The organism is Clostridium sp. DJ247, from assembly GCF_014231265.1.
The window spans coordinates 1-14,255 of the sequence record NZ_JABAIW010000084.1; the positions used below are offsets into that span (position 1 = coordinate 1).

The 14,255-nt window shown below is 30.8% G+C and carries 12 protein-coding genes and 1 tRNA gene; 12 read left to right on the top strand and 1 reads right to left on the bottom strand.

Annotation, left to right across the window (positions count from 1 at the left end; all coding sequences use genetic code 11):
- Positions 1-139 precede the first annotated feature (139 nt).
- From HGI79_RS21025 to HGI79_RS21055, 7 genes are all read left to right on the top strand, one after another.
- Positions 140-796: a lytic transglycosylase domain-containing protein gene (locus HGI79_RS21025; protein WP_185652628.1), complete on the top strand. Its 657-nt coding sequence runs from the start codon at positions 140-142 to the stop codon at positions 794-796.
- A gap of 95 nt (positions 797-891) precedes the next feature.
- The gene (locus HGI79_RS21030; protein WP_185652629.1) at positions 892-1,608 is read left to right on the top strand and encodes a pseudouridine synthase; all 717 of its coding nucleotides are present in this window, start codon (positions 892-894) and stop codon (positions 1,606-1,608) included.
- A gap of 278 nt (positions 1,609-1,886) precedes the next feature.
- On the top strand, positions 1,887-2,189 hold the full coding sequence (locus tag HGI79_RS21035) for a YerC/YecD family TrpR-related protein (RefSeq protein WP_185652630.1): 303 nt from the start codon (positions 1,887-1,889) through the stop codon (positions 2,187-2,189).
- Between the two features lie 419 nt (positions 2,190-2,608).
- Positions 2,609-4,891, top strand: coding sequence for a DNA helicase PcrA (gene pcrA, locus HGI79_RS21040; RefSeq protein ID WP_185652631.1), 2,283 nt, complete (start codon positions 2,609-2,611; stop codon positions 4,889-4,891).
- Positions 4,892-4,904: 13 nt separating this feature from the next.
- Complete coding sequence (gene ligA / locus HGI79_RS21045) at positions 4,905-6,911, top strand: NAD-dependent DNA ligase LigA (RefSeq protein WP_185652632.1); 2,007 nt, start codon at positions 4,905-4,907, stop codon at positions 6,909-6,911.
- A gap of 115 nt (positions 6,912-7,026) precedes the next feature.
- On the top strand, positions 7,027-7,296 hold the full coding sequence (locus tag HGI79_RS21050) for a hypothetical protein (RefSeq protein ID WP_185652633.1): 270 nt from the start codon (positions 7,027-7,029) through the stop codon (positions 7,294-7,296).
- A 121-nt stretch (positions 7,297-7,417) separates the two neighbouring features.
- Positions 7,418-9,019: a peptide ABC transporter substrate-binding protein gene (locus tag HGI79_RS21055; RefSeq protein ID WP_185652634.1), complete on the top strand. Its 1,602-nt coding sequence runs from the start codon at positions 7,418-7,420 to the stop codon at positions 9,017-9,019.
- Positions 9,020-9,550: 531 nt separating this feature from the next.
- Here the strand turns inward: HGI79_RS21055 and HGI79_RS21060 are convergent.
- Positions 9,551-10,972 carry a hypothetical protein gene (locus HGI79_RS21060; RefSeq protein WP_185652635.1) on the bottom strand — a complete coding sequence of 474 codons (1,422 nt, stop codon included), beginning with the start codon at positions 10,970-10,972 and terminating at the stop codon, positions 9,551-9,553.
- Positions 10,973-11,066: 94 nt separating this feature from the next.
- On the opposite strand from HGI79_RS21060, the gene HGI79_RS21065 reads away from it, so the two are divergent.
- The 5 genes from HGI79_RS21065 (at position 11,067) to HGI79_RS21085 (ending at position 14,255) form a co-directional block, all read left to right on the top strand.
- The gene (locus tag HGI79_RS21065) at positions 11,067-12,059 is read left to right on the top strand and encodes an AIR synthase family protein (RefSeq protein WP_185652636.1); all 993 of its coding nucleotides are present in this window, start codon (positions 11,067-11,069) and stop codon (positions 12,057-12,059) included.
- A gap of 94 nt (positions 12,060-12,153) precedes the next feature.
- Positions 12,154-12,903 carry a ribonuclease PH gene (gene rph / locus HGI79_RS21070; RefSeq protein ID WP_185652637.1) on the top strand — a complete coding sequence of 250 codons (750 nt, stop codon included), beginning with the start codon at positions 12,154-12,156 and terminating at the stop codon, positions 12,901-12,903.
- Positions 12,900-13,505, top strand: a complete 606-nt coding sequence (locus tag HGI79_RS21075; protein ID WP_185652638.1) for an XTP/dITP diphosphatase — start codon at positions 12,900-12,902, stop codon at positions 13,503-13,505. Before rph ends, HGI79_RS21075 begins: the two co-directional genes overlap by 4 nt.
- Positions 13,506-13,507: 2 nt before the next feature.
- Complete coding sequence (locus HGI79_RS21080) at positions 13,508-13,981, top strand: metallophosphoesterase (RefSeq protein WP_185652639.1); 474 nt, start codon at positions 13,508-13,510, stop codon at positions 13,979-13,981.
- 198 nt (positions 13,982-14,179) lie between these two features.
- Positions 14,180-14,255: transfer RNA gene (locus tag HGI79_RS21085), tRNA-Pro, on the top strand.

The window sequence follows — 14,255 nt, forward strand, 5'->3', positions numbered from 1 at the left end:
CAGACATACAAAATCTGTGATTTTGATATGGTCGCTTACTCTGTGAGTACTCCTCTGAAGAGGAGTTTCCTATAAAGTAAAAGTATTAGAGCGGGTAGTCATCGGATAAATGTAGAAGAATATAAGGGTTGGTGAAAACATGAATGTTGATAATAATAAAAATGTAGATAAGCTTATGCAGTTTCAACTTATGACTCAGATGCTTAAACAAGCAGTAGGAGATTCAGACTATTTTTCACTGATTATGGAAAGTTTGACCAAAGCTATGACTGATAGTGATGGTAATATAGATTTTAGTAAGCTTAATTTAGGAGAGCAGGATTTAAGCAAGCTAGGATATGGAGCTGGCGAAAGGTTAAATTCAGTTTATAAGGATCTTAAGGAACATGTAAAAAGTGGAAATTTAACTATAGATCAGGCTGTAGAGAAAGCTTCTAGAAAATATGGAATAGATAAGGATCTTATAATGGCTGTTATAAAGCAGGAGTCTAGTTTTGATCCTAAGTCCACTTCAAGTGCAGGGGCTATGGGACTTATGCAGCTTATGCCGGGAACTGCTAAGGAACTAGGAGTTTCTGACGCTTATGATATAGGTCAAAATGTAGATGGTGGAACTAGGTATCTAAAAGGATTACTAGATATGTATAGTAATTCTAAAGAATTAGCTTTAGCTGCATATAATGCAGGGCCAGGTACGCTTCAAAATAGAAATGTAAAAGATGCTAGTGGCATAACAAGATTACCTTATGAGACTAGGGACTATGTTCAAAAGGTTATGAAATATTATAGTAAGTAAATAAAAACAGCCTAATTAACTTAGGCTGTTTTTATTTTGCAACCTACAGGTTATAATACTTAATAGGGAAAAGTAGTAAAATCAGGAGGAAACACATGGAAAGAATAGATAAAGTTTTAGCAAATCTTGGATATGGAACAAGAAAGGAAGTAAAGACATTAGTAAAAGATGGTTTGATAGAAGTAGATAACACAGTTATTAAGGATAGCGGTATGAAGATAGATCCTAACGTCTCTGTTATAAAAGTATCTGGCGAAACTGTGAACTATAGAAAGTATATATATCTTATGATGAATAAGCCAGATGGTGTTGTTTCGGCAACCTTCGATAACTATGATGAGACTGTAGTAGACTTATTAGATCCAGAGTATCAAGTTTTTGACCCATTTCCTGTAGGAAGATTAGATAAAGATACTGTAGGATTATTGTTGCTAACAAATGACGGAGAATTAAACCACAGATTAATATCTCCTAAGTGGCATGTAGATAAGGTCTACTATGCAGAAATAAATAAGGATGTAAATGATGAAGATGTAAAAGCTTTTGAAAGAGGTATTACATTAGATGATGGGTATGAATGTTTACCTGCAAAGCTGGAAATTTTACAGTCAGATGAACATGGAGCAAAAGTTAAGGTTACTATACAGGAAGGAAAATTTCATCAGGTAAAAAGAATGTTTGAGAGTAGGGGAAAGAGTGTAGTCTACTTAAGAAGAATAGAGTTTGGACCATTAGGACTAGATAAAGACTTACTGGAAGGTGAATATAGAGAGTTAACTGAAGAGGAAATAGAAAGTCTTAAAAGAATTTAATTATGAATGAAATTTAATCATTTAATATATTGTTCATAATTTATTATTACAAAAAACTTGTAATTTTACACGTGCTTTACTATAATAATCATACAAGGATAAATAATAAGGAATTAAATAGCCCCCTTTTATTTATGAGCAAACAGCCTATGCCCCAATGGGCTGTTTTTTTGTTATCTATAAAATTATTATAATTTTATAGATTAATACTTTAATACGTGATAAAATTAAAGTAATATTATAATAGTTAAAATGTACATTGATAAGGAGTTGAGTCCATGGAGGAGTACAAATCCAAATTACAAAGTGAAGCGATGGATTTTTTATGTGAAGCTGTCTTATCATTAAAGACTAAAGAGGAGTGCTATAGGTTTTTTGATGATATATGCACAATAAATGAAATAAAAGCACTAGAACAACGTCTTCAGGTAGCTAAGATGTTAAAAGATAAAAAGACTTATTTAGATATAGCAGCTGTCACTGGTGCTAGTACAGCTACAATAAGCAGAGTGAATAGATGCCTTAACTATGGAAGCGATGGATATGAAATAGTTCTAGAAAGACTAAAAAATGATGAGTAATTACATATTTTGATAATTTTGGGTAAATGTGTTGATAGAATTCAACACATTTTTTCACGTTTTTTTAATGATTAAATCATCAGTAAAATGTTATAATATAAAGTGAAACTTGAATCAGATGGAGTTTGTCTTACGACTCCGGGGCAGTTTCTTATAGCTGATTACCATCAGCAAACTGCCCGTTAAATGCCATTTAGGCATTTAACCCCCACCTGATTCTTAGCTGAACGAATTCAGGGACGTAATCGCTCTTTACTCCCAGTTAAGCAGAGAGCCAAAATCTGTGATTTTGATATGGTCGCTTACTCTGTGAGTACTCATGTGACGTAAGGAAGAGGAGTTTCCTATAAAGATGGGAGTATTAGAGCGGGTAGTCATCGGATAAAATGTAGAACAGATAAAACCAGGGAGTTGATGGTATGAATTTAAAACAACTTTTGAATAAGGAACAGTACGAGGCGGCTATAACCATAGAGGGACCGTTATTAATATTAGCTGGAGCCGGCTCAGGAAAAACTAGAGTATTAACACATAGAATAGCCCATATGATTGAAGATTTAAATATATATCCTTCAAAAATTTTAGCAATAACTTTTACAAATAAAGCTGCTGAAGAAATGAGAGAAAGAGTAAGAGCTTTAGTAGGGGATGAGGTAGAATATATGTGGGTTTCTACCTTTCACTCAAGCTGTGTGAGAATTTTAAGAAGAGAAATAGATAAGTTAGGATACAATAAAAATTTTGCTATATATGATAGCTACGACCAAAAAGTTTTAGTTAAACAGTGTATGCAAGAGCTAAATATAAATGAGAAAGATATTACTGACAGAGAAATAATTAGCAAAATAGGAGAGCAAAAGGATAACCTGATATCTCCTGAACAATTTAAGAAACTTAGTGAAAGTAATTTTAGATTAAATAAGATAGCAGACTTATATCTTTTATACCAAAAAAAGCTAAAAAGCAATAATGCTCTAGATTTTGATGATTTAATATATAAAACAGTGGAGCTGTTTAAGAAAAATCCTGAAGTATTAGAATTCTATCAGAGAAAGTTCCAGTATATAATGGTTGACGAGTATCAAGATACTAATAAATCACAGTATGAATTAGTTAGACTTTTAGCAATAGCCCATAAAAACATCTGTGTTGTTGGAGATGATGACCAATGTATTTATGCATGGAGAGGTGCTGATATAAGAAATATATTAGATTTTGAAAAAGATTATCCACAAGCAAAGGTAATAAAACTAGAGCAAAATTATAGATCTAAAGGAAACATACTAAAAGCAGCTAATGAAGTTATAAAGAATAATGCTCAAAGGAAGAGTAAAATTCTTAGAACTGAAAGCGAAAATGGTGAAAAAATAAAGGTTTATAGAGCTTATTCAGATATTGATGAAGGAATGTATGTAGCATCTCAAATAAAGAAAATAATTGATAGTGAAAATAAATCATATAAAGATTTTGCTATACTTTATAGAACTAATGCACAATCCCGTGTTTTTGAAGATGTTTTTATGAAGTCTAATATTCCTTATAGAATTATAGGCGGATTAAAATTCTATGATAGAAAAGAAATTAAGGATATAATGGCATATTTAAAATTTATAAACAATCCTCTTGATGATATAAGCTTGAGAAGGATAATAAATGTTCCTAAAAGAAGTATAGGAGAAGCCACAGTACAAAAAGTTCAAGAATTTGCAGCCGTAATGGATGAGTGCATGTACAGCGCTTTATTAGACATAGAAGATGTATTAAATTTACCAGCTAGAGGTGTATCTTCTATTAAAAAATTCGTAAGTTTAGTAAATAGCTTTATTAGAAGTAGAGATCAAATATCTGTATCAAGTTTAATAAAAGAAATTTTGGAGACAACAGGTTATTTAGAAGAACTTAAAAACTCCAAGGATTTTGATGCCTTAAGCAGGATAGAAAACCTAAAAGAATTAGTATCTGCAGCAGCAGAATTTGAAAGTAGTTCAGAAGATAAATCCTTATCCGCGTTTTTAGAAAAGGTTACTTTAGTTTCAGATGTGGATAACTTTGATGAAAATGCGGACACTATTGTTATGATGACAGTTCATAGTGCTAAGGGGTTGGAGTTTCCAGTAGTATTCATGGTTGGTATGGAAAATGGTATTTTCCCAGGTTCACAATCATTAAATGATTTTAATGAGATGGAGGAATCAAGAAGACTTTGTTATGTAGGCATAACAAGAGCTAGAGAGCAGTTATATATGACTTCAGCAGAAACGAGAAGAGTTTTTGGAAGAACAGTATCTTACGCTCAATCGGATTTTATTAGTGAAATATCTGTTGATTTGAAGGATTACGAAAATATTCCTAAGAAAAGTATAGATAGTTTTAGAAATAATAACTTTGGCAATAATGGGTTTACAAGGAACATAAATAATAATGTTAGTAATAATATAAATAAATTTACTAATGTATCTAATAGCATACCAAGTACTAACTATACAGCTATTGCATCTGGTGCATCTGGTAAGGATTCCAATAGTAATTCACTAAAGATCGAAAATGTGAAAACTGGTGTTAAGGTTAAACACAGTAAATTTGGAATAGGAACTATAGTAAGTATTGCTAAAAATGGTAATGATTTAAAACTTACAATTGCTTTTGATAAAATGGGAATTAAAAACCTAATGTACGGGGTTGCTCCTCTAGAAGCTGTATAGGGGGAAGTATGATATGACTAATGACAAAGAAATGCGAATAAAAGAACTTGTAGAAGAGTTAAACAAACATGCATATAATTACTATGTTTTGGATAACCCAAGTATTTCTGATAAAGAATACGATAAAAAATATGATGAATTAATAAATTTAGAAAAAGAAACTGGCATTGTAGTGCCATATTCTCCAACCCAAAGAGTTGGAGATGTGGTTCTATCAGAGTTTCAAAAGTATACACATAAGGGAAGATTATGGAGCTTAGATAAAGCACAAGATATAAATAATGTAAGAGAATGGCATGAAAGAAATTTAAGAATAGTAGAAGAATATAATTCTACACATGAAAATAAGCTTCCAAAGCTTACATATGTTTTAACAAAAAAGTTTGATGGTTTAACCATAAATTGTACTTATGATGAAAATGGCATTCTTGCTAAAGCAGCTACTAGAGGTACAGGCGTAATTGGAGAAGATATAACTGCTCAAGCTAAGACTATTAAATCATTACCTCTGATAATAAATAATAAAAATATTATTGAGGTACACGGAGAAGCGATAATGACTCGTAGGGCCTTTGAGCATTATAACAGAAATGCAGAAACTCCTCTTAAAAACTTAAGAAATGGAGCAGCAGGTGCACTTAGAAATTTAAATATAAAAGAAACGGCAAGAAGAAACCTATCTGCATTTTTTTATGATATAGGATACAACCAAGGAGCGACCTTTAAAACTTATATGGAAATGATGAACTTTATAAAGAAAATGGGATTTCCTCAAGACGATTATATTAAAGTTTGCAACAACTTAGACGAAATAGGAAGAGAACTAAAATATGTTGAGGAACTAAGAAGTACTCTAGACTATGATATAGATGGGGTAGTTATCGTTATTGATGATATGGAAACAAGAGAAGTTGTGGGGTACACTGTAAAATTTCCTAAATGGGCTATAGCCTATAAGTTTGAAGCAGAAGAAGCAACAACCAAACTTATAGGTGTAGAATGGAATGTTGGTAGGAGTGGCAGAGTAACACCTACAGCTATTCTAGAACCCGTTGAATTGGCAGGAGCTACAGTTAAAAGAGCTACTCTAAATAATATGGATGATATACATAGAAAGGGAGTCAAACTTGGATGTGATGTGTTTGTACGTAGATCCAATGATGTAATTCCAGAAATAATGGGGGTTGCCAGTGAGGTTAATGAAGGCAGCAGAGAAATAGAGCCCCCTAATATATGCCCATCTTGTGGAAGTGACCTAGTACAGGACGGAGTTCATTATTTTTGTGAAAATACTTTATCTTGTAAGCCACAAATGGTAAAGAGTATTGTACATTTTGGAAGCAGGGAAGCTATGAATATAGCAGGTTTTAGCGAAAAAACTGCAGAACAGCTTTTCGAAAAGCTTGAGATAAAGTCTATAGCGGACCTGTATAGAATTAAAAAGGAACAATTGTTAACCTTAGAAAAATTTGCAGATAAAAAGGCGCAAAACCTAGTAGATGCCATTGAAAAGAGTAAGAATTGTGATCTACCTTCATTCATTTATGCGCTAGGTATACCTAATGTAGGCAAAAAAACTGCTTGGGATTTGGCAAAAAGATTTAAAACTTTAGACAACTTACAAAAAGCTACTATGGAAGAGCTTATAGCTGTTCAAGATATAGGAGAGACTGTAGCTAAAAGTATAATAGAATTTTTTAAAGAGGATAAAATAATAAATAGTATAAATGAATTATTAAAATTAGGAGTAAGTCCTCATTTTGAAGAACAAGAAACTATTGAAAATATCTTTAATGAAAAGACCGTTGTGGTTACAGGAACTTTAAAAAATTACAATAGAACTAGTATAAAAGAACAGTTAGAGTCCTTAGGGGCAAAAGTTTCAGGAAGTGTCAGTAAAAAAACAGATTATGTTTTGGCTGGGGAGGCAGCAGGATCTAAGTATGATAAAGCTGTAGAATTAGGCGTTAAAGTAATAAACGAGGAAGAATTTGAAAATATGATAAAAAATTTACAATAGAACAGCGTAAATTACTGAAAAAAGGTGTTTACAAAATTTGTGAATAGGTTTATTATGATAATGATTTTAGCTTGTATAAAAATACAAAGCAAAAAGCAACATGTGGAGGAGAAAAATGAGAAGGACTATTAGTTTCTTAGGATGGATAGGAGTTTCGTTAACTATTCTTACATTAATTTTAACGATCCTTACTACATATCAATTTACTTACATAAGATATTTTGATAGTTATTATACTCTTCAGTGGTGTATATGTCTTACTATGATCATTTGGGCTATGAGAATGTTCGATTCTAAGTTGAGCTTAAGAAGCGCAATATACCCTATAGCATGTTCAGTTATAGCTATAGCAACTATATTTTTCATGTATATGAAGGTTTTTTAAATAATTTAAATTCATAACTCATTAAAATAAACAAAACTTATTAAGAAGTTTTGTTTATTTTTTTATTTAAGTGTTAATAATTTTAGTATAGTAGTAAGTATAGGAGATAAGGAGATACTTTATGAAAAAAATTATTAGCAGTGCTTTAATTTTTAGTATATTAATTTTTAGTGGATGTGTTGAAAAGAGTGTACAAGGGAACATTAATGAAGATTTACACAACTACATTGTCTTTAATATGGGAAAAGAACCTGAAGATCTAGTTATGTTTAATAATTCTAATATTAGACAACAGGACTTACTATGTAACATATTTGAGGGACTTGTAAAGACTGATGATAAAGGTAAGATTATCCCTGGATTAGCTGAAAGCTGGATCATAAATAAAGATGAAACTTCTTATAACTTTAAGATAAGACAAGATGCAAAATGGAGTGACGGAAGCCATATTACTGCCTTTGATTTTGTTGATTTTTTCTCACAAGTTCTAAGTAAGGATATAGATAACATATATGCAAGTCAACTTTATTATATTTTTGGGGCAGAAGAATATAGAAAAGGACAAAGAGAGTTTAGTAATGTAGCTATCAGAGCCTTGGATGATAAAAACTTAGAGATAAGACTAAATTACCCGTGCAGTTACCTATTGAATATATTATCAGAACCAATATATTCATTGAGAAAAATAGAGCATAACTTAGTAGAATGGAAAAAAAGTTATAAAAACATATTATATACGGGAAGCTTTAAAATAGATAATATTTCAGAAAAAAATGAAATTACTCTAGTAAAAAATCAGAATTATTGGGATAGTCAATATGTAAAAAGTGATAAAATTTTAGTAACATGTATTGATGAAAGTGAGGCAACTTTAGCAGCTTTTCAAAATGGAAAGGTAAAATTATTCGTTAGTCCACCTATAAGCGAAGTAAAAAATCTTATTAATTCTGGTGAAATTATTAATTTACCATCATTCAGTGGAAGTGCATTAGTATTTAATGAAAAAAAAGACAGTATAATTAAGGATGAAAACGTAAGAAAGGCTATATCTGTGGGAATAGATAGAAATAATATTTCAAAAACCATATTAAGTGATACTGTTAGACCTGCGTTATCATATGTACCAAGTAATATAAATAATGGTTCAGGTGGTACATTTACGAATAAAAATGTGTTTCAAAGTACTCTTGAAAAAGAAAAGGCTTTACAGTTAACAAAAAAAAGTAAGCTTGATAAAAATAGCCCTACTATTAAACTAATATACGTAGATACTGTAGAAAATAAAAAGATTTGTGATAGTATAGCTAAAAGTTTATATGATAACCTTAGTATAAAAGTAGAATCCCAAGGGTATAGTCCAACTGAGTTTGATGATGAACTAAAGAAAAATGATTATAATATAGCAAAAATTAACTATGAAGGATTATATGATTATCCTCTAACATTTTTAGAAAACTGGATGTCTTCTTCAGATAGTAACTTTTATGGATATAATAATCCTCAATTTGATAATACCGTAACAAAAGCTAGAATGGAACAAGATAAAAATAAGAAACTAGAGTTAATGAAAGAAGCAGAAAATATTATTTTAGGAGATGCAGAAGTTGTTCCTTTGTATTTTAATAACATATTATTATGTAAAAAAGGAAATGTGGAAGGTGTTTATACAACTAAAAGAGGAAACGTTAAGTTAGAAAAAGCATATATAGCTGTTAATCCCTAGATATAGGTACGGAACTTTTAAATTTAATTTATTCCACCTAGCACATTACTAGATTATGCCACTGATAAATAGTTTAAGAAAGTCTAAGCCTTAAATTAGCAGAAAAGCTAAGGACTTTGATAAACTCGCTTAGGCTCAAACAGTATCAAAGTACTAAGCTTTCCTACTAATTTGAAACTAAGACTTTCTAATAAACTATTTAAAGGTGGCACAATCTAGTAATGTGCTATGCTACATAAGTTAAATTTCGGACGTGGTTAACTATAGGTGGAAAATTATTAAAACCCCTCTATTTATGAGGGGTTTTTGGTGTATAAGATTGTTTAGAAATAAAATATGCGCAGTCTGCTTCAAGATCAAAAATGTTTGTCAGTGGAGTTATATGATTTAGTGTACACTTTCCGTTTTTTTCATGAATGCATTTTTCGGAGCAGTTTATATTCATCATAAGTAAATAAATACCTCCTTGCAAAGCAGGCTGAAATTTTTGCAAAATGCTTGTACTGTAGTCATATTATTATAACCTGAAATCTAAAAATTTATTTTAATTTCTATATCTCTGTCTATAGTATTTTTTGGTTTGAAAATATGTGTAATAATGAAAAAAATAAACATATTCTTATAGGTGTCAAAGGAGAGTTTATCAAGTTTAAAAGTTTCTTTTCGCTTATTATAAGTAACATATTTAGTAAATACTGATGCAAGTTCACAATTTTCAGGTATTGGAAGTGAGGACATTCTAAAATCTTGTTCATCAATCAAATCTTCAGATTTTAAACTAAAATTAACATATCTCTCAACGTCATTTAAACCTGGAGCCTCAGGCCAGCTTAAGATAATTCCAGAATCGATAAGTTGACGTTTAAATACATCTAGAATAATTAAATCGCTTTTATCTTCATTTTTATTTATATTGGAGTGAATTAGACATACCACAATATATAGTGAAATTTCTAAGCAAGAAAATTGGATATCTCTTGTATCTGAATTCTTAATAAATATACCTTTTTCGGGATCGTATAAATCTAATATACTACTGCAGATATTTTCAGCAATTGTCTTAAATTTTATAATTTCAGTATTTTTATATAGTAAGATATAGTTTATATACTTTATGCACTGGCACTCTAAATCACATTGTGAAAATGAAGTATCGTTATTGGATTTATCATGTAGTAACTCAGATAAGTCTAGTAACAATGATTTACAATGTTGATTTTTTGAATAACTATAAAAAACATTCAAGCCAAGACATAATTTTGTAAGTTCTTCATCCGACAATTCGTATAGTTCATCTTTAAATTGTAAGAACATATTTAAAATGTCTAAAGAAAAGTTCTTATAGTTATCTTTGTCTTCATCATTGCTTAAATCAGCACATTTATAATATGCTGCCATTAAAAATGCTTGAGAAGAAAATTTGAATTTTTTATTTTTTTCTAAGAATTTTATATCACCAGTATATATATCACTTTCGTCTTTTTTATCAATGAATACCCCTTCTTCGTTTCTTAAATAAGAAGCGTAGAATTCTAATTGTTTCTTACACAGTGATAAATAAACCTTCCTTAAAGCATATTTATTTACATCGATATTCTTAAAGTAATCATAATAATCGCATAATTCTAATAGGCATAGTGTCATTAAAGAATTACTATCTATGTTTATTTCCTTTTTAAACTTATCCTCATTCCAACATAACTTATTATCCATATTTATAAGTTGTGGATTAGCTTTTTTATATATACATAAAAGTGGAGAAAGATTCTTAAATGTGTTAATATCAAAATTAGGAATATTATTTATTTTAAGTTCTTTAACTGAGGTGGTTACTCCGCATTTTGAGTGTAATATAATTTGCTTTAAAGATTCTTTTGCCAGGTAGTATAGCTGATGCTGAACATTTTCCTTTTTTAATTTATTTATTCTAAGAAAAGGACCTATATATTTCAAAAACATACACCTACCATAAATTAATCCTTATATAGATAATATGAACTGTACAATAAAATGGTGCATGTATACCATAAAGAAAGGAAGATTTTTTTTGAAGGTTGGAAAATTAAATTGGAATGATTTAAAAGATATAATTGATAACAATAGAGGTGCTCTTAGGGAGGATGTAAGAATCAGAGGTGGGATAGGAGAAGATTGCAGCATAGTAGGGTTTGGCGAATATGACTGTGTACTATCAACAGATCCTATAACCGGAGCAGCGGTTAACTGCGGAAGATTAGCTGTACATATTAATTGTAATGATGTGGCATCCTGTGGAGTGAAACCTTTAGGTATTCTAGTAACAATATTAGCACCAGAAAACTCTACGATAGAAGACATAAAAAATGTTATGAATGAGATAGCTGATGAAGCCGAAAAACTTAATGTTGAAATTTTAGGTGGTCATACTGAGGTTACTAGAGCTGTTAATAAGATGGTAGTTTCTTGTACTGTAATCGGAAAAGGTGAAAAGGGTAAGGCTGTTGCTACATCTGGAGCTAAGCAGGGAGACGATATAGTTGTTACTAAAAATCTGTGCATTGAAGGTACTAATATTATAGTTAACGATTATATAAATAGTGTAAAGGAGATTCTAACAGGGGATGAAATAAAAGAAGCTATTAACTATGGTGATTATTTAAGTGTTGTAAAAGAAGGGGCTATTGCAGGAGAATTTGGAGTTAACTCAATGCATGATATTACTGAGGGGGGAGTCTTAGGTGCATTATGGGAAGTAGCTAAGGCTAGTAATACTGGCTTTAAAGTCCATGAAGAAAAGATGCCTATAAGTGATATAACAAGAAAAATATGTAATAAATATTCTATAGATCCCCTAAAGCTTATATCTTCAGGAAGTATGCTTATAACTACTGAAAATGGAGAGGGATTAATAAAAATACTACAAAAAGAAGGTATCAAAGCTACAATTATAGGCAAAATTATTAAAGGAAATGGTATATTAATTGATTCAGCGGGCTTAGAAATAAAGGTAAATCCTCCTGAAAGAGATGAACTTTTTATATTAGAAGAAAAAATAAAGTAAATTGACAGAATTAAATGCACAATATAACTTTTATAATGTATAATAAATAAGTAAAATAAAGGATAATTTATATCGATTATCTTGGAGGTATAAGATGAGAATTGACGGTAGAAGAAATGATCAAACTAGGAACATAAAAATAACAAGAAATTATACTAAGTATGCAGAAGGATCTGTTCTAATAGAAACAGGGGATACTAAAGTAATATGTACAGCATCAATTGAAGATAAGGTTCCACCTTTTTTAAAAGGAAAGGGAGAAGGATGGATTACTTGTGAATATAATATGATACCAAGAGCTACACAGGTGCGAAAGGTTAGAGATATAAATAGAGGAAAAATAGATGGAAGAACTATGGAAATTCAAAGATTGATAGGAAGAGCATTAAGATCTGTTGTTGATTTTAAGGCAATTGGTGAAAAGACTATATGGATAGATTGCGATGTAATTCAAGCAGATGGAGGTACAAGAACTGCTTCTATTTCAGGAGCTTTTGTAGCATTAGTAGATGCTGTAAATAAACTTCATAAGACTTCCCCATTTACTGTATATCCTGTAAGAGCTTTTGTTAGTGCAATTAGTGTTGGAATTGTGGATAACATAAAGATGTTAGACTTATGTTATGAAGAAGATTCAAGAGCTAAAGTAGATATGAATATAGTTATGACTGACTCTGGAGAGTTTATAGAAATACAGGGTACCGGTGAAGAAAGTCCATTTTCAAGAAACGATTTAAATGATCTTCTAGCTTTAAGTGAAAAAGGAATAAAACACATGATACAAGTACAAAAAGAAAGTTTAAAGATGGATTCTTTATGGATTGGAACCGGTGAACGAAAATGAAAAAATTAATAGTAGCAAGTAATAATCAAAAGAAGATCAAGGAGATAAAACATATATTATTGAAATACCAAATTGAAGTAGTATCTCTTAAAGAAGCTGGAATAAATATAGATGTACTTGAGGATGGAAATACATTTTTAGAAAATGCATATAAGAAAGCTAGCGAAATACACGAAATTGTTAAAGATAACATGGTTTTAGCAGACGATTCTGGATTGATGGTTGAAAGTTTAGGTGGAGCACCTGGAGTATATTCTGCTAGGTTTGCAGGTGAACATGGAAATGATAAAAAGAACAATGAAAAGCTATTAAACTTATTGAAAGATAAGAAGGATGTAGAAAGAAAAGCTAAGTTTGTGTGTGCCATGGTGCTTATAAAGGATAAACATAATGTTATAAAAGTACAGGGTGAGATAGAAGGAATTATAACAACAGAAGAAAGAGGGATAGATGGATTTGGATATGACCCTCTGTTTTATATTCCGGAATTTAATATGACTTTTGCTGAAATGAATAGTGAATTAAAAAATTCTATTAGTCATAGGGCAATTGCTCTAAAAAAACTTAAAGGAGAGATGAAGAGCCTTGTTGAGGGGGGTTAACAGTGTTAATAGGAGTAATAAGTGATACACATAGATATACTTGGATTATAAAAGATATTATTGAAAATCTAAAAAGCTGTGACATGATTATTCACCTAGGAGATAACGTTCAAGATGTAGATGAAATTTTAAAATACTATAAGGGTCCTATTGTAAATGTAAAAGGTAATTGTGATTTTGCTGTTGATGTGCCCAGTGAAAGAACTGAAAACATAGAAGGAAAAAAGTTTCTTATAACCCATGGACATATATTTGATGTAAAATATGATCTATCCAGATTAAGATACAGAGCGTTGGAAATAGAGGCAGACATAGTGCTTTTTGGACATACACATGTGTCAAAGATATCATTTGAAGATGGAATCTGGTTCGTAAATCCGGGTAGTCCAATATTATCAAGAGATGGATTTAATAGTGTAGCTACTATAGAAATTGTAGATGGAAAGGTTAATCCTAGTATAAAAGGTGTTAGATAAAGTTGAACCAACTCTAGTAAGTGATAGACCGAAACGCTTGCTTGTAGAAGTGGTTATTTAGGGCTGGTAGTCCACTAAATAAAAAAATATAAAAAAATTCAAAATAAGTGTTGACGAATTGAAATATATCGTGTAGAATAATCTATGTCGTCGGGAGTTAACAAAAACTAACTCAACGATTCAAAGCAATTTGAATGTCGGGGTGTGGCGCAGATGGGAGCGCGCGTGGTTTGGGACCATGAGGTCGCAGGTTCAATCCCTGTCACCCCGACCA

Coding starts and splice junctions, on each gene's coding strand:
- HGI79_RS21025 (WP_185652628.1), top strand. CDS start 140: ATGAATGTTGATAATAATAAAAATGTAGATAAGCTTATGCAGTTTCAA.
- HGI79_RS21030 (WP_185652629.1), top strand. CDS start 892: ATGGAAAGAATAGATAAAGTTTTAGCAAATCTTGGATATGGAACAAGA.
- HGI79_RS21035 (WP_185652630.1), top strand. CDS start 1,887: ATGGAGGAGTACAAATCCAAATTACAAAGTGAAGCGATGGATTTTTTA.
- pcrA (WP_185652631.1), top strand. CDS start 2,609: ATGAATTTAAAACAACTTTTGAATAAGGAACAGTACGAGGCGGCTATA.
- ligA (WP_185652632.1), top strand. CDS start 4,905: ATGACTAATGACAAAGAAATGCGAATAAAAGAACTTGTAGAAGAGTTA.
- HGI79_RS21050 (WP_185652633.1), top strand. CDS start 7,027: ATGAGAAGGACTATTAGTTTCTTAGGATGGATAGGAGTTTCGTTAACT.
- HGI79_RS21055 (WP_185652634.1), top strand. CDS start 7,418: ATGAAAAAAATTATTAGCAGTGCTTTAATTTTTAGTATATTAATTTTT.
- rph (WP_185652637.1), top strand. CDS start 12,154: ATGAGAATTGACGGTAGAAGAAATGATCAAACTAGGAACATAAAAATA.
- HGI79_RS21075 (WP_185652638.1), top strand. CDS start 12,900: ATGAAAAAATTAATAGTAGCAAGTAATAATCAAAAGAAGATCAAGGAG.